Here is a 19,131-nt window from a genome sequence, read left to right as displayed (position 1 = left end):
AAGAAATACAAAACTACTTAAATAAAAACTAAATTATGCCATTAGTAACTCCATTAGATCCGAATCATGATGAAGAAACGAAGCAATTATCGGATTTTTATAATGAAACACTTGGGTTTTGCCCAAATTCTGTTTTAACAATGCAGCGTAGACCAGATATATCAAAAGCTTTTATCAATTTAAATAAGGCCGTAATGGCAAATCACGGACGTGTAACTTCTGCTCTTAAAAGAATGATTGCTTGGGTAAGTAGTAACGCTACAGGTTGCAGGTATTGCCAGGCGCATGCTATTAGAGCTGCGGAACGTTATGGGGCAGAGCAAGAAAAACTAGATAATATTTGGGAGTATAAAACCCATCCAGCATTTTCCGAAGCAGAACGTGCTGCATTAGATTTTTCATTAGCTGCTTCTATGGTGCCTAACGGAGTTGATGAAACGATTAAAGAACGTTTATATGAACATTGGAATGAAGGTGAAATTGTTGAAATGTTAGGAGTAATTTCACTTTTTGGATACTTAAATAGGTGGAATGATTCTATGGGAACAAGTATTGAAGATGGAGCTGTAGAAAGTGGAGAGCAGTACTTAGGAAAGCACGGTTGGAATAAGGGAAAACACGTGTAAGTTTCAATACTACTAGAAAATATTAGATACGTAAAAAGCTCGCAATTTGCGAGCTTTTTTTATGTAGTAGTTAGAAGAAGAATAAACTAATTCTTCTTTAATAAGTCTCTAATTTCGGCTAATAATTCTTCTTGGCTTGGACCTGCTGGAGGAGCTGGTGCTGCCTCTTCTTTTTTCTTCATTGCATTCACGCCTTTTACAATCATGAACATTACGAAAGCAACAATAATGAAGTCAATAAGATTGGTCATGAATTCACCATAAAGAATTGCGACTTCATTTGAAGTTACTTTGCCTGAGGCGTCAGTAACAGCATCTTTAATTACAAATTTTAAATCATTAAAGTTAGTACCTCCAATCATACCTATAAGAGGAGAAACAATACCCCCAGTAAATGAAGAAACGACTTTGTTGAAAGAAGCACCCATTACAAAAGCAACTGCAATGTCTACCAAATTACCTTTCATGGCAAAGTCCTTAAACTCTTTTAACATTCCCATGTGATTATTAGTTTTTGATTATTGAAAACGGAATTTAGTAAAATTTTAACGTTTTACCAACCTTTTTATGCGCTGAGATAAAGCAGTTAAGATTTCATAAGGAATAGTTTCGCATTTATGTGCCATGTATTCTATATGTTGCTGATGGTTGAAAAGAATAACTTCATCTCCTTCGTTACAGTCAATATCAGTCACGTCTACCATTATCATGTCCATACAAACATTGCCAATAATTGGAGCTGGTTTGTTATTAACAATTACAAAACCATTTTTATTTCCTAATCTTCTAGAAATACCATCGGCATGTCCCACGGGAATAGTTGCACTCTTTGTAAGTCTACTAGCAACAAAAGCTCGATTATATCCTACCGTTTCACCAGGTTGGATAAGGTGTATTTGTGAAATAATAGATTTGAGTGCGTGTGTGTTTTTAAGATTGGCTGTTTCATTTGGAGTATTCCCAAAACCATATAATCCAATTCCTAATCGTACCATATCAAATTGTGCTTGTGGGTAGTTTACTACACCAGAAGTATTTAAAATATGAATCATAGGTTCATATCCTAAATGCTCATAAACTTGCTTAACGATGTAAGCAAAATTGTTAATTTGATTTACGGTGAATTCTTGTTCATTAACATCTTCACTAGCTGCTAAATGAGAAAAAAGCGATTGTACAATCACATTGTTAGATTGTTTTAACCGTGCAATGATATTAGGAATATCGGTATGCCAAAAACCTAATCTATTTAACCCAGTGTTAAATTTTATATGAATAGGATAATTCATTAAAGGCACATCATTGGCATATTGTAGAAAAGCTTCAAGAATTTTAAAGTTATATAAATTAGGTTCTAATCTGTGTGTTACAATATCCTTAATATTGGAAATTTGAGGGTGTAATACAAGTATAGGAGTATCTATACCAGCTTCACGCAATGCAATTCCTTCATTAGAATAAGCGACAGCAAAATAATCAACTTCGTTTTGAACTAGTTTGGCAATTTCAATAGCCTCACTACCATAACCAAAAGCTTTAACAACAGCTAGTATTTTAGTGGTAGGCTGTAATTTTTGTTTAAAGTAGTTAACATTATGCAAAACTGCATTTGCATCGATTTCTAAAACGGTTACATGATTATTCATTCCTCCTCTTTATTGTGAACTTTTTGTTCTTTAATAGCTTTATAATAGGCAGCTCTACTAAGAGGCTCGTATTCTTGTGTTTCTCCTAGCATAACAATATTCTCGCCTTCAGCTTTTCTAAAACTGTAATGTGCTAAGTTACCAGTTCTGGTGCAAACAGCATGTACTTTTGTAACATATTCTGCAGTAGCCATTAAAGCTGGCATAGGACCAAATGGATTACCTTTAAAATCCATATCTAATCCAGCAACAATAACTCTAATACCTCTATTGGCTAAGTCATTACAAACTGCTACGATTTCATCGTCAAAAAATTGGGCTTCGTCTATTCCTACAACATCTACATTATTAGCTAATAATCGTATGTTTGAAGATGCAGGAACGGGGGTAGAACGAATTCTGTTGTCGTTATGAGATACTACTTCTTCCTCATCATAACGAACGTCTATGGCTGGTTTAAAAATTTCTACTCTTTGCTTGGCAAATTGCGCTCTTTTCAATCTGCGGATCAATTCTTCAGTTTTACCAGAAAACATTGAGCCACAAATTACCTCAATCCAACCAAATTGTTCTGTGTGATTTACTGTGTTTTCAAGAAACATTTTGTAATTTTAATGCTCAATTTATATATTTTTGCTTTGCTTTAAACAAAGGACAAATTTATTAAATTTTAAAAGCAAAAATTAAAACCTAGGGAGAACTTATGCACAAAAAATTAGCTTCTGATTTAACTAGTTTAGCACACAGTATCTTACAAATGAAAAATAAGGAAGATGTGCTTGCCTTAAAAGAAAAAGCTCACGAAGTATATGAGAAACTTGCTTTGTTAGCTTATGTTGAAGAATATATAAATACCACTCCTCAGGCTACTGTTACGAAAGAAGAGTTAATTGAAAAAATAGCAGGAGCAAATGTTGGTAAAGTTATTGAGGAAGGACTTCTTGAAGAAAAAGAATCTGTAACAAATGAAGCGGAAGAGGAAATTATTGTTACGGAGTTAGTTGATGAGGAAGAAACAATAACACCTGTTGAAGTTATAGAAAAAGAAGTGACGCCAGTAGTTGAAGAACCAGTTGAGAAGGAAGAAGTAGAGGTGCCAGCAACGGAACAACCAATAGAAGCATCTGTAGAATCTATAAAAGAAACAACTGAAGAAATTATCGTTCACGAATTATTTGAAGAAGAGGAGGAGGATGAAGTTGTAGCAGCTGAAACTAAAACAGCAGTAGAAGAAACACCTCAAAAAACAGATAAGAAGCCAGTAACTGAAATTACAGAGCAACCTTTTGATGAATTAGAACAATTATTATTCGCTGAAGATATAACAACTATTACAACTGAAGAAGAATTTGTGCCAGTTGAAGAACCTAAAGCAGAAGAAATAAAAGAAGAAAAGCCAGTAGAAAAAACACCAACATTAGAAGATGAGTTGCAAGACACACTTCCTGTTGATGTAATGGCTGATTTATTTCAAAAAGCAGAACCTAAGAAAACAGTAAATGATTATTTACAAAATACAATTCAAATTGGATTAAACGATCGAATTGCTTTTGTTAATAATCTATTTGATGGAGATCAAACCGATTTTAATCGAGTTGTATCTCAATTAAATACTTTTAAAACTGAAAAAGAAGCGAAGAGTTTTATTAATAAAATGGTAAAACCAGACTATGATTGGAGTGAAAAAGAAGAGTACGAAACACGTTTTTTAGAAATTATAGAACGTCGTTTTTCATAAATGAATTTAATGTAGAAAACCATGAAGATTGAAGTATCCAACGGAGAAATTATAGACAAGTACACAATTCTAGAAATAAAGCTTTCTGAAATAAAAGACACAAAAAAACTCGTAAATGTTAAACATGAGTATGAAGTGTTAACTCCTATTGTAGAGCAAATTTATGCAGAAGCAGCTAATCAGGAAACATTAAAAAAGCTACATAATAATTTATTAGAGATTAATAAAACATTGTGGAAAATAGAAGATGATATTCGTGAATGTGAGCGAGCGAAAGATTTTGGTGAAACGTTTATAAAGCTAGCTAGAGCTGTTTATTATACGAATGATGATCGTTCTGTAGTAAAAAAAGAAATTAATGAATTTACAGGTTCAGATTTAGTTGAAGAGAAATCTTACGAAGATTATAAGGACTAAAAGGTGTGTTACTAAGATGAAAAAAACGTTTGTATTTCTTATTTTTTGTATTGTATTTGCCAATTGTAAATCTACATATCGTACACAAACTTTTCGTCAAGAAAATATTCCAGTACAACCAGATTATACAAAAGAAACATCTTGGGCAGTGTTGCCAAATACCTACGCCGAGAATTTTAAAGAATATGCATCAAATCGCTTAGATACCTTAAAAGCAGATGTATTCTATGTGTATCCAACACTGATTACAGATAAAAAAGATATTCGATGGAATGCTCCAATAGGAGATATAGAGCAAAACGATAAAGTAGTAAATAAAGCAGTTTTAATGCAAGCTTCTGCGTTTGCAACTTCAGGAAAAGTATATGTGCCATTATATAGACAAGCACATTTACGTTCTTATCCTTTGTATAATAAAGGAGGTAAGGAGGCGCAAGAACTAGCTTATTCAGATGTAAAGAAGGCTTTTGAAACGTATTTAAAAAAGTACAATAATAACCGTCCTATTATAATGGTAGGACATAGTCAAGGTACAACGCATACAATTCGTTTATTACAAGATTTTTTCGATGAAAAACCATTGCAAAAACAATTAATAGCAGCATACATTCCTGGAATTGGAGTAAAGTCAGATGACTTTAAAACGCTAAAAGAAATGACCTCTCCTAAGGAAACTGGAGGATTTGTTTCTTGGAACACTTATAAAAAAGGGCATTATCCCAAGAAAGATAAAGATTGGTATAAAGGTAGTGTAACTACAAATCCAATTACTTGGAATACAACTAAAGAAACTGAATTAGATCAGCACAAAGGTTTTTTGTATTCTAATGGAAAGTTATATGATAAAGCACTTAAAATTGAAATAACTGATGGATTGGTATGGAGTACTAACCCTAAATTTCCATTACGCTTTTTCATGTCTTTTCTTAGAAAATATCATGCAGGAGATATTAATTTGTTCTGGCAAGATATTCGAGAAAATGCTGAAGCAAGAACCAACTCTTGGTTACAAGAGAATGAATAATATAAGTTTAAGTAAATTTTTTTCACGGTAAAAGTGACGAATGTCTTAAACTGGTGTCTTAAGTATTAAACGGGTAATTAAAAACATAACTAAATGGGAAAATTCGAAATTTATAAAGACGCAAGTCAAGAGTTTAGATTCAGATTAAAAGCTGCTAACGGACAAGTTATTTTATCGAGCGAAGGATACAGTGCAAAGTCGGGATGTACAAACGGAATTGAATCGGTTAGAAAAAATGGAACTCAAGATTCTAGATTTGAAAGATTAGAATCTAAAAGTGGTAAGCCATATTTTAATCTAAAAGCATCTAATGGCCAGGTAATCGGATCTAGTCAGATGTATGCGTCTGTAGAAAGTATGGAAAACGGTATAAGATCTGTGAAGAAAAATGCTGAAGATGCTTCTGTAGAAGACTTGAGCTAGTACGAAACAGTATACTAAAATATTAAAAGTCTATAGCATTTTTATGCTATAGACTTTTTTATTGTAACAAAAAAAAAACTAGGTCGTCTACAAGACAAAACCAAGTATTATGAAACGATATATAACAGCAGCATTATTATTTTTAGTTTTAACAATCAACGCTCAAAAAACAACTTTTTCAGAGTTTTATAATGATCATAAAGAACAATCAAAATTTTCTATGGATGTACCAACTTCTTTAGCCAATTTGATTGCAGATGATGACAGTTCTGAAGAGTTTGATAGATTGATTAAGAAAGCAAAAAAGTGCAAAATCATTGTCTTTAATAATGAAGATAATTCAATTGAAAAAGATTTTAAAAGGTTTACAAAGTCCAAAGGATTAAAAACCTTAGTTAAAGTTAGAGATGGTAAAGATAGAGTGGGAGTATATTACAAAGAAAAAGGAGATTTGATCAAGGAATTGATTCTAAAAGCGAATAGCAAAGGAGATAGCTTTGTAATGGTAGGATTAAAAATTACCTTAACAAAAGATGAATTAGCATCTCTTATGTCAGATATAAAAAAGAAAGAAGCTTCTCATTAGAGAAGCTTTTCTTTTAAATTATCTATTACCTTTTTACTATTACCTACAAATATTTCATTTTCTACAATAAAAACTGGGCGCTTTAAAAAGGTATATTCATCTGAGATATATTGGCGATAGTCTTGTTCAGTTAAGTTCTGATTTTTCAAGTCCATTTCCCTATATAATTTAGCTCTCTTATTAAATAAAGCCTCGTAACTTTGTGTTAAACCATAAAGTTCTTCTAATTGGGCAACAGTAATAGGTTCTGATTTTATTTCTTGTTTTTCGAAACCTTCTAGATTCACTTCTTTTAAAATTCTTCTACAAGTATCGCAAGTTTGTAAAAAGTAAACTTTCTTCATGTTAAATAAGTATCTTTAGCATCGCTAAAATAATCAGAAAATGAATACACAATTCGATATTTTAAAAAAATCTAGAGAACTAGTTTTTAAAAAAATAGAAGGACTAACACATGAGCAATTACATAAAATTCCAGAAGGATTTAAAAACAATATTGCATGGAATGTAGCACATTTAGTAGTAACCCAACAGTTATTACATTATAAACTTTCTGGATTACAATGTTTGGTGCCAGATGAATTGATAGAAAAATATAGAAAAGGAACAGCTCCAACTGAAGAAATGTCTGCAGAAGAATTTGAAGAGGTGAAAGATTTACTAATGGGCTTACCAGACACATTAATTGAAGATTATAACGAAGGAATCTTTAAAACATATACGGAATATCCTACAAGTACAGGTTTTGTACTGACTTCTATAGAAAATGCAATAGCATTTAACAATTTACATGAAGGAATACATTTGGGTGTTATTATGGCGTTAACCAAATTGGTGTAAAGTTGAGTGTACTCATCGTCTAATGTAAGAAATGAACAGCATGAAGTTTAATACAAAAACAATACACGGAGGGCAAAAGAATGAAGAAGCTACAGGTGCTGTAATGCCACCAATCTTTCAAACTTCTACCTATGCACAATCTAGTCCAGGAGTAAATAAAGGATATGAATATTCTAGAGCAGCTAATCCAACGAGAACAGCTTTAGAAAATGCATTTGCTGCTATTGAAAATGGTACACATGGATTTGCGTTTTCTTCAGGTTTATCAGCTATAGACTGTGTGTTACGTTTGTTAAACCCAGGAGATGAAATTATTGCAGGAGACGATTTATATGGAGGAACTTATAGAATGTTTACTCAGTTGTTTCAAAAATATGGATTGAAATTTCAATTTGTAAATATGGAAGAAGCAGCTAATGTTGCGAATGCAATTTCTTCTAACACAAAGCTAATTTGGATAGAAACACCAACGAATCCGTTAATGAAGATTGCAGATATCGAGGCAATAACAATAGCTGTTAGAGAAGTGAATAAAGAAATTATAACAGCTGTTGATAATACATTTGCCACTCCATATTTGCAACAACCTTTAAATTTAGGAGCAGATATTGTGATGCATTCTGCTACAAAATATTTAGGAGGTCATTCTGATTTAGTAATGGGAGCCTTAATGGTAAAAGATGAAAAATTAGCTAAAGAATTACATTTTATTCAGTTTGCAGCAGGTGCAATTGCAGGACCAATGGATGCTTTTTTAGCATTACGAGGGATAAAAACATTGCATGTTCGTATGCAACGTCATTGTGAAAATGGTAATGCAGTTGCTGAGTTTTTAGCAAAGCATAATAAAGTTGGTCATGTGTATTATCCAGGTTTTGAAGATCATCCTAATCACGAAATCGCTAAGAAACAGATGACAAAAGGTTATGGAGGCATGGTTTCTTTTCGTTTAAAAAATGAAAGTAAAGAAGCAGCTTTTAAGTTTTTGGAAAATACAAAAGTATTCACCTTGGCTGAATCATTAGGAGGCGTAGAAAGCTTAGTGAATCATCCAGTTACGATGACGCACGCTTCTATTCCTGAAACTGAGCGGTTAAAAATAGGAGTTACAGATTCGCTAATTCGTTTAAGTGTAGGAATTGAAGATATAGACGATTTATTAGCTGATTTAGAACAAGCTTTAACTATTTAAATAAAAAACACTCTAGAAAAAGAGTGTTTTTCTTTTTTAAAGGTAAACTTCTTTAAAACTCTCTGGAATCCTTATGACTCTAGCTAGTTTCAAATATATTTTGTTTTATGAATTTGTGAATTTTGAGTGTTTCAAATAATGAATTTAACAATTAAATAAATCTTTTTTTAAATTTTTTATATACCAATCGGTATATTTTTGTATGTTTGTCATATATGTTGAAATCTGAGAAGACAAGATTACATATTATTGGGACTGTAGCACCAATTTTTAATAAGAACGGTTATGCAGCAATGAGCCTTTCAAAAATTACAGAGGCAACAGGCTTAACAAAAGGAGCTATTTATGGTCATTTTGAAAGCAAGGAAGAATTAGCAACAGAAGCTTTTAGATACTGTATAAGAACAGTTTTAAAAGATTTAAATGCACATGTTGCAAAGGGGGACACAGCGTTAGATAGATTAATTAACGTTTCAAACTTTTACAAAAATTATTATAGTTATAGTAAAAAATTTGGTGGTTGTCCGATTTTAAATATTGGTGTTGATTCAGGATATCAGCAAAATTCGATATCTAAATTAGTGAGATCTTATAACGAGAGGATATTGGAGAAGTTCACTAAATTAATCGATGCAGCAAAAGAATCTAACCAAGTAAAAAATGAAGTAAATAGCGAAACATATGCAAAACGGTTTTCCTATATGATAGAAGGTGCAGTGTATATGTCGCATGTAATGGAAGATGGAAGTTATCTACATGATTTAGCAGCAATAATGAAGGTAATGATAGCAAATGATTTAAAGAAATAAATTTTTTTGACTAAAAATATACCAATTGGTATAAAAATATAGTTATGAATTTAATATTAGAAATAATCCCAAAAGAAGCTGAGTTTGGACTTTACATTTTCGCGTTTAGTTCGCTTATGTATTTTAATTTGTTACTATTGTCTTCTAAACAATATAGAAGATACGCTTGTTCTGTTTTGATAAAAAATATTCCTTAAAGTACGTTTTAAAAGCAAGGGTTTAAAAGCTTTATAGAATTGAAAATAGTGTAAGCATAAAAGGCATCCTTAATTGGATGCCTTTTTTATGTGTTGTATATGAGTACTACTAATTATTTAGCAGCAGCATATCTTCTTTCTACTTCATTCCAGTTAATTACTTTAAAGAAAGCATCAATATAATCTGGACGACGGTTTTGGTAGTTTAAGTAGTAAGCATGTTCCCAAACATCTAAACCTAAAATAGGCGTACCTCCACAAGTTACACCAGGCATTAAAGGATTGTCTTGGTTTGGAGTAGAACATACTTCAACTTTTCCTCCTTTGTGTACACATAACCAAGCCCATCCAGAACCAAATTGTGTAGCAGCAGCTTTAGAAAAAGCCTCAATAAAAGCTTCTTTCGAACCAAATTCTGCCTCAATAGCGTCTTTTAATTCTCCAGAAAGATATCCTCTATCTTCAGGATTCATAACTGTCCAAAATAAAGAGTGATTATAAAAACCACCACCGTTATTACGAACAGCACCATTATTCATATCTAAGTTAGTTAAAATATCTTCAATTGATTTCCCTTCTAAATCAGTACCTTCAATTGCAGCATTTAATTTATTTGTATATCCATTGTGATGTTTAGTATGGTGAATTTCCATAGTTCTTGCATCAATATTTGGTTCTAACGCATCGTAAGCGTACCCTAATTCCGGTAATTGAAAAGCCATAATTTTTTGATTTGTATTAGTTACTAATTTGCAGGTACGAATTTACCATAAAAAAATAGGACTAACAACTGCTAGTCCTATTTGATTATCTATTGAATTATAATAAAAAATTATGCTTTATCAGAGTATTCATTCATAAAAGACTCCGCTTTTTCTACCATATTTTTACTGCCACAGAAAAACGGAACTCTTTGATGTAATTCTGTAGGCTGTAAGTCTAAGATTCTTTGGAATCCATCACTCGCTTTTCCATTTGCTTGTTCAGCTAAAAATGCCATAGGGTTACATTCATATAACAAACGAAGTTTTCCATTAGAGTTTTTAGAACTCTTAGGATACATATAAATTCCTCCTTTAATCATGTTTCTATGAAAGTCAGAAACTAAAGAACCAATATACCTACTTGTATATGGTCTGTCTCCTTCTTCTTCCTGGCAATATTTAATGTATTTCTTTACGCCCAAAGGAAAATGAATATAATTTCCTTCGTTTACTGAGTAAATCTTTCCATTTTCAGGGAATTCCATATTTGGATGTGATAAATAAAAAGTTCCAATGGCAGGGTTTAAGGTAAATCCATTCACACCGTCACCAGTAGTATATACTAACATTGTAGAAGTTCCATATACAACATATCCAGCCGCTACTTGTTCATCTCCTTTTTGTAAGAAGTCTTCAATTTGAACAGGAGTTCCTACAGGAGTAATACGTCTATAAATAGAAAATATAGTTCCTACAGAAACATTTACGTCAATGTTAGAAGATCCATCTAAAGGATCTATCAAAACAACATATTTATTTTGATGGTTTTCATCTTGACTGTTTACGATGATAAAATCATCTTCTTCCTCACTTGCAATACCACAAACGATATTTCTATTTGTAAGTGTTTGTATAAACTTGTCGTTAGCGTATACATCTAACTTTTGTTGGTCTTCACCTTGTACATTAGTTTCACCTGCAGCTCCAATAATATCTACTAAACCTGCTTTGTTTACTTCGTGATTTACAACTTTTGCTGCTAAACGAATAGAATTGATTAAACGAGAAAGTTCTCCAGAAGTGTACTTAAAAGACGATTGATTTTCAATAATAAACTCACCAAGAGTTTGATTTTTTCTAGCCATGAATAGATACAGTTTACATACCAGATACAAAGATGACAACTTTTTAGACAACTACAACGTTTTAGTAAAGTATTTTTACGAGATAGGGTATAAACCCCCAGTGTTTTATCTTTTGATTGTTTATGTGTAGAAAAGAATAAAAAATCAACAAAATAAAATGGATATGTTGGAATTTATTATTTTTTTTAAGGAGGTATTATAAAAAGTATTTTTGCTAAAAATTTCAAAAAAATGAGTTTTAAAATTCGCACAGGAGAAAAAAGAGATGCAGCTGCTATATTACAGTTAATTGTTGAGTTAGCTGTTTTTGAAAAAGAACCAGACGCTGTTGAGGTTACAGTTGATGATTTAATAAGAGATGGTTTTTCAGATAATCCTAGATTTAAAACTTTTGTAGCTGAAGAAGAAGGAATAATTGTTGGAATGACACTTTTTTATGAAAGGTATTCTACTTGGAAAGGAAAAACAATTCATCTAGAGGATTTAATGGTAACAGCATCTAAAAGAGGAATTGGAGCAGGAAAAGCATTGTATAAAGCAGTGTTGAATTATGCACATGAAAATGGATACAAACGTGTAGCTTGGGAAGTATTAGATTGGAATACCAATGCAATTAAGTTTTATGAAAATACAGGAGCAACGGTTTTTGATGAATGGAGAGTTGCACAAATGAATGAACAAAATTTAGAAAGGTTTATAAATGAGAATTTTTAAGTTTGGAGGAGCATCTGTTAAAAGTCCAGATGCAGTGAAAAATGTAGCACGCGTGCTACAACATGAAGGAACGGAAAATACTTTAGTCGTAATCTCAGCTATGGGGAAAATGACAAATGCTTTTGAGCGTTTGATAAGAGCTTATGTAGATGGGACAGACGATTTACAAGAAGCGTTAAAGGCTATAAAAGATTTTCACACAAATATGCTAGATGGTTTGTTCGATAAAAATGAAGAAGTATACACTAAAGTAACTTATTTATTTGGAGAACTTGCTGGGCGTATGGCTATAAATACTTCAGAAGATTACAACTACATATATGATCAATTAGTAGGCTTTGGAGAATTACTTTCTACAACTATTGTAAGTGCTTACTTAACTAAAATTGGAGTAACAAATCAATGGTTAGATGTAAGAGACTATATTAAAACAGATAGCAATTATAGAGATGCGAAAGTAAATTGGGAACTTACAGAAGCCATTATTCAACAAAAAGTGGATGTTTCTAAATTGAACATTACACAAGGGTTTTTAGGGAATAATGGAGAATACACAACTACATTAGGTAGAGAAGGTTCTGACTATACAGCGGGTATTTTTGCTTATTGTTTAAATGCAGATAGTGTAACTATATGGAAAGATGTACAAGGTGTTTTAAATGCAGATCCTAGAGTTTTTGATGCAACAGAACTGTTACAAAAAATATCGTATACAGAAGCTATTGAGATGGCTTTTTATGGAGCTTCTGTAATTCACCCAAAAACAATTCAACCATTAGAACAAAAGCAAATTCCATTATTTGTTCGTTCTTTCGATAATTTAGAATTAGAAGGGACAGCAGTTTCTAAAACACAAGGAATTACTCCAGAAGTGCCTTGTTATATTGTAAAGAAAAATCAGATTTTAGCTTCAGTTTCTGCTAAAGATTTTTCATTTATGGTTGAAGATAATATTAGCACTGTATTTAAAAAATTACATGAGTATAAACTAAAGGTAAACCTAATTCAAAACTCAGCTATTAGTTTTTCTGTGTGTATTGAAGATAAGTTTAACAGCTTTGATAATTTTTATAATGACTTAAAAAGTTCTTTCAATATAAAATGTTACAAAGACGTAACATTATATACGATTAGACACTTTGATGATGAAGCTATTAAAAGTATTCGAAGTAAAGGAAGAGCAATTATACGACAAATTAATACTGAAACTGCCCAGTTAGTTATACAAGAAAACGCTTAACAAAAGTATTTTTCTTATATATTTGCGGTTTAACACCAAATTTATGGGTTTAGTTACATCAAAGGAAGTAGCAAAAGCAATAAAAGTTGATAAACTGGGTATTTTAGGTACATTTATTGGCTGGTTATTAATGCAAGTTTTGCGAATTTCTACTGCAAATAAAGTTTATAACAAACATAAACATTTAAACGATTTACCTTTTTTAAAAGGCTTGTTAGATGAGTTTCAAATTGAGTTTGAAATTCCAGAAGAAGATTTTAAACGTATTCCAAAAGAAGGGCCGTTTATTACAATCTCAAACCATCCTTTAGGTGGGATTGATGGGATTTTATTATTGCGTTTGTTAGTAGAGCATAGACCCGACTATAAAATCATTGCAAACTTCTTATTGCATAGAATAGAGCCATTAAAACCATATGTAATGCCTGTAAATCCTTTTGAAAATCATAAGGATGCAAAATCTAGTGTAGCAGGAATAAAAAATGCTTTAATGCATTTACGAGAAGGAAAACCGTTAGGGATTTTTCCTGCAGGTGAAGTGTCTACTTACAGAGATGGGAAATTAATGGTAGATAAAGAATGGGAAGAAGGCGCTGTAAAGCTTATTAAAAAAGCAAAAGTTCCTGTAATTCCAATTTACTTCCACGCAAAAAATAGTAGGCTATTTTATATTTTATCTAAAATAAGCGATACGCTTAGGACAGCAAAATTACCATCTGAATTACTTTCTCAGAAGAATAGAGTTATAAAAGTAAGAATAGGAAAACCGATATCTGTTAAAGATCAGGATGCTTATAAGGAAATACCTGCGTTTTATGAATTTTTGCGTAAAAAGACCTATATGTTGGCGAATCCTTTTGAGAAGAACCAGAAGTTAATTTCTACTCAAAAGCTAAAAATTCCAAAGAAGGCGAAAAGTATTACTTCACAAAGAAACCCAGATCTTTTTGTAAAAGAAATTAATGATTTACGAGATCATGGTAAGCGTTTATTAGAAAGTAAAAATTACGAAGTATTCTTTTCTTCAGCTAAAGAGATACCAAACATTCTTCATGAAATAGGGCGTTTACGCGAAATTACATTTAGAGAAGTAGGAGAAGGGACAAATAACTCATTAGATTTAGATAGGTTTGATAAATATTACCACCATTTATTATTATGGGACAATACAGATAATAAAGTGGTAGGAGCTTATCGAATGGGCTTAGGTAAAGATATTTATAAGCGTTATGGAATAAACGGATTCTATGTACAAACGTTGTTTAAAATAGAGCCAGAGTTACATCCAATGATGGAGAGTACAATAGAAATGGGAAGAGCTTTTATTATAAAAGAATATCAGCAAAAACCGATGCCATTATTTTTATTATGGAAAGGAATTGTACACGTAACATTGCGTTACCCAAGTTACAAATACTTAATGGGAGGTGTAAGTATTAGTAATCAGTTTTCAGAATTCTCTAAATCATTAATGATTGAGTTTATGAAATCGCATTACTACGATCCTTATGTAGCACAATACATTCATCCTAAAAAAGAATTTAAAGTAAAACTTAAAGATGGAGATAAAGATTTTGTATTCGATGCAACAAAATCTGATATGAATAAGTTTGATAAAGTTATTGATGAGATTGAACCTGGAGCATTACGTATTCCTGTTTTAATTAAGAAATACGTAAAACAGAATGCACGTTTAGTAGCCTTTAATGTAGATCCTAAATTTAACAACGCCGTAGATGGTTTAATGTATATTAAAGTTTCCGATTTACCAGAAAGTACGGTGAAGCCTGTTCTAGAAGAATTTCAGGCAGAATTAGAAAAAAAAGCATTAGAGAATTTAAATAATGCTACTACCAATAAAAACTAAAAAAGAGACCTGAAAAGGTCTTTTTTGTTTTTATATCATTTACATTATAAAGAAATATACTTTCGTATAAAATTTAAAAATTCAAAAGAATTTGCGAATCATCAAGAGTGTTGATAGTAACATTTTTGTATTGTTTGAAACGTAATAAAAAACATCGGTTCTATTACGTAGTTATAGCCGTTTTAAACAATGCAAGTAATGAAGGAATTATCTACACCTATCTATGAAAATGAAGCACAATACGATATTGTATCACTATTAAATATAATTTCCCCTAAATTAAATGATTTAGATAAAGAAACTTTACGAAATAAATTTGAACAGTTGTTAGATCATATTGACTTAGATGATGCTATTGCGAGTATAGTGAAAGAAAATAGTATGTTAAAGTCGTTGTTCAATAATAATTTAGAGAAAAGGAAAGCTGCTAATGAAACAAATAATTTAGGATCTGCTACGTCATTTGAAGATACACATACTTCAAATACTCTTTTTATCCATGTAAATAGTTCTTATGTCTCGGTAAGTTTACAAGAACTTATAAAATGTGAAGCAGATGGGAATTACACAAAGTTCTTTATGGATAGCGGAGACGAATATCTTGCTTCTAAATCTTTAAAGTATTATGAGAAAATGCTAAAGAATAAGGGGTTTTTTAGAGCCAATAGATCTGTACTAATAAATGTCCGTTACATTAAATCAATTTACAAAAAGGAGGCTATTACATTACACAACGAAGAGAGAATTGTTGTCTCTGTTCGAAACAAATCAAGCTTAGTAAACTTTATTAAAAATTACACTTAAATCGTTAAATGTATATCTAATCAAAAATGTGCTTTCGTTTATAAAGAAGCATAAAAACAAGAAAGGTTTTTTGAATACATTTATTAGAAATATTAAAAGAAAATAGTTGTTTAAAAACTGTTTTTAAAACTTAATTATTATGAAAAAAACAATTTTAAATTTAGGAAAAGCACTAGCTAAAAAGGAACAGCAAACAATTAATGGAGGAGTTAAAGGAGGAGACGGAGTTATAAATCCTATTCCTATTGGAAGTGGTTGTTCAGATGGAAGTATTCCCACATTTACTTGTATTAATAACTCCATAGTTGGGTACTGTCAAAATGGACAAGTAATCTCTGGTAATGGAGGGCATTGCTTATAACTTTAAATGAAATAAAAAACGCTACTGAATTCAGTAGCGTTTTTTTAGATACTAAACACTTAAAACTTAATTCATATGAAGAAAACAATTTTAAATTTGGGAAAAATTTTATGTAAAAAAGATGAAGAAAAAATTAATGGAGGTTTTAATTCGGCATCTTGTCCATAAGGAGGTAGACCTTTAATAGCTTGTATTGGAGGGAGTTTAAAAGGATTTTGTGGAGGAGGAGTTATACTTGATTTAGGCCCTTGTTCTTAATAAATCTTAGATAAAAGTTAAATGTAAGGCACTACTGAATTCAGTAGCGTTTTTTATTACAATAATTATAGTGGTTCACTCGTTAAGTAAGCAAATCAATCAAAATTATTAAAAATGAGAAAAACTATAATCCTCCTAAGCATGTCAGCTCTCGTAATGAGCTCATGTGTCTCAAAGAAAAAGTATCTTGCTTTAGAGCAACAGTATCAAGATACAAAAGGTAACTTGCAAAAGACTACTCTTGAAAAACAAGAGCTAGAAGCAAAGTTTGCGAAAATTGAAAAGAGAGTTGAAAACTATAATGAAAAAATAAATTCACTTAAAAACTACAATTCAACTTTACAAGAGGAAAACAATGTGAAATTAGATATGATAGGAAACACAGCTGTTATTTCTAATTCTATGAAAGAAAAAATGAGAGCGACTCTAGCAAAGGTTGATCCAGCAGAATTAGCGAATGCAAAAACGCTAAAAGATTCTATGGATGTTGCTATTGCTCACAACTTAAAAAAATCGATTAATACTTCAGATTTAGAAAATTCTGATGATATCAATGTAGATATTGATCAAACAGTAGTAATGATTTCTGTTTCAGATAAGTTATTATTTAATACAGCAAGTTATAAAGTAAAAAGAAAAGCGTATAAGTTAATTCAGCAATTAGCTAACGTAATTAATTCTGAGCCTAGTATGGATGTAATGATTGAAGGTCATACAGATTCTAGAGGAATTAGAAATGCAGTAGTGCAAGATAACTGGGATTTAAGTGTAAAGAGAGCTACATCTATTGTACGTTTATTAGAAAAGAAATATAAAGTAGCTCCAAACAGATTAATTGCAGCGGGTAGAGGTAGTTCTATGCCTTTAGTAGAAAATAACTCTGCAAAGAACAGAGCTAGAAACCGTAGAACTCGTATTGTTATTTTACCAAACTTAGATAAGTTTTTTGGTTTAATGGATGTAGAAGAAAAAACATTACAACCTTAATTTGTTGTAAAAGAAATATCTTTAAAATAAGAAACCGCCCTTTTAGAAGTGTAATGTCTAAAGAGCGGTTTCTTATTTTAATAACGGGCGGTTTTTGTATAGATTTATTCTCCTTCGTACTTACTAAAGAAGAACCAGTTTAATCCTTTTTTAATTTTTAACCCTTTTTCCTTTTCTTTTTCAGGTTGTTGCTTTTTTAATTCATCTTCAAATAAGTCAACTACAAAATCATTGTAATTTTTTCCTATTTCTTCATTTAAGTAAGCTTCAAAGTAAAGCTCGCTTGCTTCCTCTCCTTTTTGTTGTTCAATTTCTAATAACGTTTGGTAAAAAGGAGCTATTTTTTCTACGACGCTATCAGGTACAGCTTTACGTCTACCTGTGTATCCCTTAATTTTACCTTCTGGAGTTTTATCAATAGTAAAATCAGTAATAACCCAATAATACTTCCCCGTTTTGGTTAGGTTTTTAACAATTGCATGAAAGTTTTCTCCTTTCTTTAAAGCTTGCCACAATACCTTAAACGTAACTTTTGGCATATCAGGATGTCGAATGACATTGTGAGGCTCGCCTATTAGCTCCACTTTACTGTATTCACTAGTTTCACAAAAAGCATCATTGGTATATAAAATAGATCCGTATGTGTCTGTTTTACTAACAATAGTTTTGGTTTTGTCCCATTTGATTTCTTCATTTAAGACGAGTCTTTCTTCTGTCTTGTTTTCCATTTTTTAAGTTGTTTTGAGTTTTTATGAGTAAAAAAGGACAAGTTTTTAATAGATCTAGAGTAACGATCTACCAAAAACTTGCCCCGTGTAATTTGAATGTCAAAATTACGTAAATATTTTGTGTTTCTATGTCTTTTATTGGGATTACAGGTGTAATCTTAACATAGTTTTAAATCTTTTTTTGAACTCAAAAATGAATCAAAAAACTTGCACTTTAGTACAGAGGATTTTAACTATAAAGAAACCTTACAGCACTATTTTTTTCCAAATAGTTTTTGAAAGAAATTTTTTGTTTTGCCTTTGGCGTCTTTTAATTCCTCTTTTGCTTCCTCGGCAAAATCTGCAGCTTTTTCAGCAGCATCGCTAAGTGCTTCTTTAGCATCATCTGCCAAGGCATTAGCTTTCGCTTTTATATTTTGAGCTTCTTCACTTGCTAAAACTTCTGCAACTTTTTCTTTTGCATCTTCAAAAGCTTCTTTGGCGTCGTCTGCAAGATCAGCTAACTTTTCTCCAGCTTCACCTGCAAAATCTGCAACTTTTTCTTCAGCGACTTTTGCATATTCACCCGCTTTTTCAGCAACATCGTCAAACGCTTCTTTGGCTTCTCCAGCCATCTGAGTAGCTTTATCCATAGCTTTGTCTAATGCTTCTTTAGCTGTGTTTTTTGCATCTTTAGTTGTTTCGTTTGTAGTGTTTTCTACATTTTCAGCAGCATCGTTTGTAGGTTCTTCTGTGTTTTGGTTTTCTTCAGTCATTGTAATTTGATTTTAAGTTAGATAACTCTCAAATTTAAAAAATAAAAAAAGATACCCAACAAAATTAATT

Annotated in this window: 23 protein-coding genes; 15 read left to right on the top strand and 8 right to left on the bottom strand. The window is 31.5% G+C overall.

Going from position 1 to position 19,131, the window contains the following annotated elements; all coding sequences use genetic code 11:
* Window positions 1–35: 35 nt before the first annotated feature.
* Entirely contained in the window at window positions 36–626 is a 591-nt protein-coding gene (locus ACKTTC_RS07070; RefSeq protein ID WP_408039105.1) for a carboxymuconolactone decarboxylase family protein, read from the top strand.
* A gap of 86 nt (window positions 627–712) precedes the next feature.
* On the opposite strand, the gene mscL is transcribed toward ACKTTC_RS07070, so the two are convergent.
* From mscL to ACKTTC_RS07055, 3 genes are read right to left on the bottom strand one after another with little or no spacing between them, the layout of a single operon-like run.
* Window positions 713–1,120: a large-conductance mechanosensitive channel protein MscL gene (mscL, locus tag ACKTTC_RS07065; protein WP_408039139.1), complete on the bottom strand. Its 408-nt coding sequence runs from the start codon at window positions 1,118–1,120 to the stop codon at window positions 713–715.
* Window positions 1,121–1,171: 51 nt separating this feature from the next.
* Complete coding sequence (alr, locus tag ACKTTC_RS07060; RefSeq protein WP_408039104.1) at window positions 1,172–2,272, bottom strand: alanine racemase; 1,101 nt, start codon at window positions 2,270–2,272, stop codon at window positions 1,172–1,174.
* Complete coding sequence (locus tag ACKTTC_RS07055) at window positions 2,269–2,874, bottom strand: thymidine kinase (protein ID WP_408039103.1); 606 nt, start codon at window positions 2,872–2,874, stop codon at window positions 2,269–2,271. Before ACKTTC_RS07055 ends, alr begins: the two co-directional genes overlap by 4 nt.
* Window positions 2,875–2,975: 101 nt before the next feature.
* Here ACKTTC_RS07055 and ACKTTC_RS07050 point away from each other — a divergent pair, with 101 nt between their 5' ends.
* From ACKTTC_RS07050 to ACKTTC_RS07030, 5 genes are all read left to right on the top strand, one after another.
* Window positions 2,976–4,010, top strand: coding sequence for a hypothetical protein (locus tag ACKTTC_RS07050; protein ID WP_408039102.1), 1,035 nt, complete (start codon window positions 2,976–2,978; stop codon window positions 4,008–4,010).
* Between the two features lie 21 nt (window positions 4,011–4,031).
* Window positions 4,032–4,427, top strand: coding sequence for a DUF6165 family protein (locus ACKTTC_RS07045; protein WP_408039101.1), 396 nt, complete (start codon window positions 4,032–4,034; stop codon window positions 4,425–4,427).
* A 16-nt stretch (window positions 4,428–4,443) separates the two neighbouring features.
* Window positions 4,444–5,451, top strand: coding sequence for a DUF3089 domain-containing protein (locus tag ACKTTC_RS07040; protein ID WP_408039100.1), 1,008 nt, complete (start codon window positions 4,444–4,446; stop codon window positions 5,449–5,451).
* 93 nt (window positions 5,452–5,544) lie between these two features.
* The gene (locus ACKTTC_RS07035; RefSeq protein ID WP_408039099.1) at window positions 5,545–5,874 is read left to right on the top strand and encodes a YegP family protein; all 330 of its coding nucleotides are present in this window, start codon (window positions 5,545–5,547) and stop codon (window positions 5,872–5,874) included.
* Window positions 5,875–5,983: 109 nt separating this feature from the next.
* Window positions 5,984–6,460, top strand: a complete 477-nt coding sequence (locus ACKTTC_RS07030) for a DUF4252 domain-containing protein (protein WP_408039098.1) — start codon at window positions 5,984–5,986, stop codon at window positions 6,458–6,460.
* Here ACKTTC_RS07030 and ACKTTC_RS07025 read toward each other — a convergent pair.
* Window positions 6,457–6,804, bottom strand: coding sequence for an arsenate reductase family protein (locus ACKTTC_RS07025; RefSeq protein ID WP_408039097.1), 348 nt, complete (start codon window positions 6,802–6,804; stop codon window positions 6,457–6,459). The two genes, ACKTTC_RS07030 and ACKTTC_RS07025, sit on opposite strands and share 4 nt — an antisense overlap.
* A 40-nt stretch (window positions 6,805–6,844) precedes the next feature.
* On the opposite strand from ACKTTC_RS07025, the gene ACKTTC_RS07020 reads away from it, so the two are divergent.
* The 3 genes from ACKTTC_RS07020 (at window position 6,845) to ACKTTC_RS07010 (ending at window position 9,301) form a co-directional block, all read left to right on the top strand.
* On the top strand, window positions 6,845–7,300 hold the full coding sequence (locus ACKTTC_RS07020; RefSeq protein WP_408039096.1) for a DinB family protein: 456 nt from the start codon (window positions 6,845–6,847) through the stop codon (window positions 7,298–7,300).
* A 40-nt stretch (window positions 7,301–7,340) separates the two neighbouring features.
* The gene (locus tag ACKTTC_RS07015) at window positions 7,341–8,492 is read left to right on the top strand and encodes a cystathionine gamma-synthase (RefSeq protein WP_408039095.1); all 1,152 of its coding nucleotides are present in this window, start codon (window positions 7,341–7,343) and stop codon (window positions 8,490–8,492) included.
* Window positions 8,493–8,707: 215 nt separating this feature from the next.
* Window positions 8,708–9,301 carry a TetR/AcrR family transcriptional regulator gene (locus ACKTTC_RS07010; protein WP_408039094.1) on the top strand — a complete coding sequence of 198 codons (594 nt, stop codon included), beginning with the start codon at window positions 8,708–8,710 and terminating at the stop codon, window positions 9,299–9,301.
* Between the two features lie 310 nt (window positions 9,302–9,611).
* On the opposite strand, the gene ACKTTC_RS07005 is transcribed toward ACKTTC_RS07010, so the two are convergent.
* Together ACKTTC_RS07005 and fbp are read right to left on the bottom strand one after the other, a co-directional pair.
* Window positions 9,612–10,220, bottom strand: a complete 609-nt coding sequence (locus tag ACKTTC_RS07005) for a superoxide dismutase (protein WP_408039093.1) — start codon at window positions 10,218–10,220, stop codon at window positions 9,612–9,614.
* Window positions 10,221–10,330: 110 nt separating this feature from the next.
* Entirely contained in the window at window positions 10,331–11,347 is a 1,017-nt protein-coding gene (gene fbp, locus ACKTTC_RS07000; RefSeq protein WP_408039092.1) for a class 1 fructose-bisphosphatase, read from the bottom strand.
* Window positions 11,348–11,578: 231 nt separating this feature from the next.
* Between fbp and ACKTTC_RS06995 the strand changes: the two genes are divergently transcribed.
* The 6 genes from ACKTTC_RS06995 (at window position 11,579) to ACKTTC_RS06970 (ending at window position 17,578) form a co-directional block, all read left to right on the top strand.
* Window positions 11,579–12,061, top strand: coding sequence for a GNAT family N-acetyltransferase (locus ACKTTC_RS06995; protein ID WP_408039091.1), 483 nt, complete (start codon window positions 11,579–11,581; stop codon window positions 12,059–12,061).
* The gene (locus ACKTTC_RS06990) at window positions 12,048–13,301 is read left to right on the top strand and encodes an aspartate kinase (protein ID WP_408039090.1); all 1,254 of its coding nucleotides are present in this window, start codon (window positions 12,048–12,050) and stop codon (window positions 13,299–13,301) included. The genes ACKTTC_RS06995 and ACKTTC_RS06990 overlap by 14 nt, the downstream gene beginning before the upstream one ends.
* Window positions 13,302–13,344: 43 nt before the next feature.
* On the top strand, window positions 13,345–15,168 hold the full coding sequence (locus ACKTTC_RS06985) for a GNAT family N-acyltransferase (RefSeq protein WP_408039089.1): 1,824 nt from the start codon (window positions 13,345–13,347) through the stop codon (window positions 15,166–15,168).
* A 198-nt stretch (window positions 15,169–15,366) separates the two neighbouring features.
* Entirely contained in the window at window positions 15,367–15,972 is a 606-nt protein-coding gene (locus tag ACKTTC_RS06980; RefSeq protein WP_408039088.1) for a LytR/AlgR family response regulator transcription factor, read from the top strand.
* Window positions 15,973–16,111: 139 nt separating this feature from the next.
* Window positions 16,112–16,333, top strand: coding sequence for a hypothetical protein (locus ACKTTC_RS06975; RefSeq protein ID WP_408039087.1), 222 nt, complete (start codon window positions 16,112–16,114; stop codon window positions 16,331–16,333).
* A gap of 372 nt (window positions 16,334–16,705) precedes the next feature.
* Window positions 16,706–17,578 (top strand): OmpA/MotB family protein, encoded by an 873-nt coding sequence (locus ACKTTC_RS06970; RefSeq protein ID WP_408039086.1) that lies wholly within the window; start codon window positions 16,706–16,708, stop codon window positions 17,576–17,578.
* A gap of 104 nt (window positions 17,579–17,682) precedes the next feature.
* On the opposite strand, the gene ACKTTC_RS06965 is transcribed toward ACKTTC_RS06970, so the two are convergent.
* Together ACKTTC_RS06965 and ACKTTC_RS06960 are read right to left on the bottom strand one after the other, a co-directional pair.
* Window positions 17,683–18,306, bottom strand: coding sequence for a PAS domain-containing protein (locus tag ACKTTC_RS06965; protein ID WP_408039085.1), 624 nt, complete (start codon window positions 18,304–18,306; stop codon window positions 17,683–17,685).
* Window positions 18,307–18,560: 254 nt separating this feature from the next.
* Complete coding sequence (locus ACKTTC_RS06960; RefSeq protein WP_408039084.1) at window positions 18,561–19,061, bottom strand: hypothetical protein; 501 nt, start codon at window positions 19,059–19,061, stop codon at window positions 18,561–18,563.
* Between the last annotated feature and the right edge of the window lie 70 nt (window positions 19,062–19,131).

Source organism: Tenacibaculum amylolyticum, from assembly GCF_964511145.1.
GTDB lineage: Bacteria > Bacteroidota > Bacteroidia > Flavobacteriales > Flavobacteriaceae > Polaribacter > Polaribacter amylolyticum.
This window is presented reverse-complemented; position numbering and strand designations above follow the sequence as displayed.

Bases quoted from the DNA above. Each gene is read 5' to 3' on its own strand.
- ACKTTC_RS07070 (WP_408039105.1), top strand. From the start codon at position 36: ATGCCATTAGTAACTCCATTAGATCCGAATCATGATGAAGAAACGAAG.
- mscL (WP_408039139.1), bottom strand. From the start codon at position 1,120: ATGTTAAAAGAGTTTAAGGACTTTGCCATGAAAGGTAATTTGGTAGAC.
- alr (WP_408039104.1), bottom strand. From the start codon at position 2,272: ATGAATAATCATGTAACCGTTTTAGAAATCGATGCAAATGCAGTTTTG.
- ACKTTC_RS07055 (WP_408039103.1), bottom strand. From the start codon at position 2,874: ATGTTTCTTGAAAACACAGTAAATCACACAGAACAATTTGGTTGGATT.
- ACKTTC_RS07050 (WP_408039102.1), top strand. From the start codon at position 2,976: ATGCACAAAAAATTAGCTTCTGATTTAACTAGTTTAGCACACAGTATC.
- ACKTTC_RS07045 (WP_408039101.1), top strand. From the start codon at position 4,032: ATGAAGATTGAAGTATCCAACGGAGAAATTATAGACAAGTACACAATT.
- ACKTTC_RS07040 (WP_408039100.1), top strand. From the start codon at position 4,444: ATGAAAAAAACGTTTGTATTTCTTATTTTTTGTATTGTATTTGCCAAT.
- ACKTTC_RS07035 (WP_408039099.1), top strand. From the start codon at position 5,545: ATGGGAAAATTCGAAATTTATAAAGACGCAAGTCAAGAGTTTAGATTC.
- ACKTTC_RS07030 (WP_408039098.1), top strand. From the start codon at position 5,984: ATGAAACGATATATAACAGCAGCATTATTATTTTTAGTTTTAACAATC.
- ACKTTC_RS07025 (WP_408039097.1), bottom strand. From the start codon at position 6,804: ATGAAGAAAGTTTACTTTTTACAAACTTGCGATACTTGTAGAAGAATT.
- ACKTTC_RS07020 (WP_408039096.1), top strand. From the start codon at position 6,845: ATGAATACACAATTCGATATTTTAAAAAAATCTAGAGAACTAGTTTTT.
- ACKTTC_RS07015 (WP_408039095.1), top strand. From the start codon at position 7,341: ATGAAGTTTAATACAAAAACAATACACGGAGGGCAAAAGAATGAAGAA.
- ACKTTC_RS07010 (WP_408039094.1), top strand. From the start codon at position 8,708: ATGTTGAAATCTGAGAAGACAAGATTACATATTATTGGGACTGTAGCA.
- ACKTTC_RS07005 (WP_408039093.1), bottom strand. From the start codon at position 10,220: ATGGCTTTTCAATTACCGGAATTAGGGTACGCTTACGATGCGTTAGAA.
- fbp (WP_408039092.1), bottom strand. From the start codon at position 11,347: ATGGCTAGAAAAAATCAAACTCTTGGTGAGTTTATTATTGAAAATCAA.
- ACKTTC_RS06995 (WP_408039091.1), top strand. From the start codon at position 11,579: ATGAGTTTTAAAATTCGCACAGGAGAAAAAAGAGATGCAGCTGCTATA.
- ACKTTC_RS06990 (WP_408039090.1), top strand. From the start codon at position 12,048: ATGAGAATTTTTAAGTTTGGAGGAGCATCTGTTAAAAGTCCAGATGCA.
- ACKTTC_RS06985 (WP_408039089.1), top strand. From the start codon at position 13,345: ATGGGTTTAGTTACATCAAAGGAAGTAGCAAAAGCAATAAAAGTTGAT.
- ACKTTC_RS06980 (WP_408039088.1), top strand. From the start codon at position 15,367: ATGAAGGAATTATCTACACCTATCTATGAAAATGAAGCACAATACGAT.
- ACKTTC_RS06975 (WP_408039087.1), top strand. From the start codon at position 16,112: ATGAAAAAAACAATTTTAAATTTAGGAAAAGCACTAGCTAAAAAGGAA.
- ACKTTC_RS06970 (WP_408039086.1), top strand. From the start codon at position 16,706: ATGAGAAAAACTATAATCCTCCTAAGCATGTCAGCTCTCGTAATGAGC.
- ACKTTC_RS06965 (WP_408039085.1), bottom strand. From the start codon at position 18,306: ATGGAAAACAAGACAGAAGAAAGACTCGTCTTAAATGAAGAAATCAAA.
- ACKTTC_RS06960 (WP_408039084.1), bottom strand. From the start codon at position 19,061: ATGACTGAAGAAAACCAAAACACAGAAGAACCTACAAACGATGCTGCT.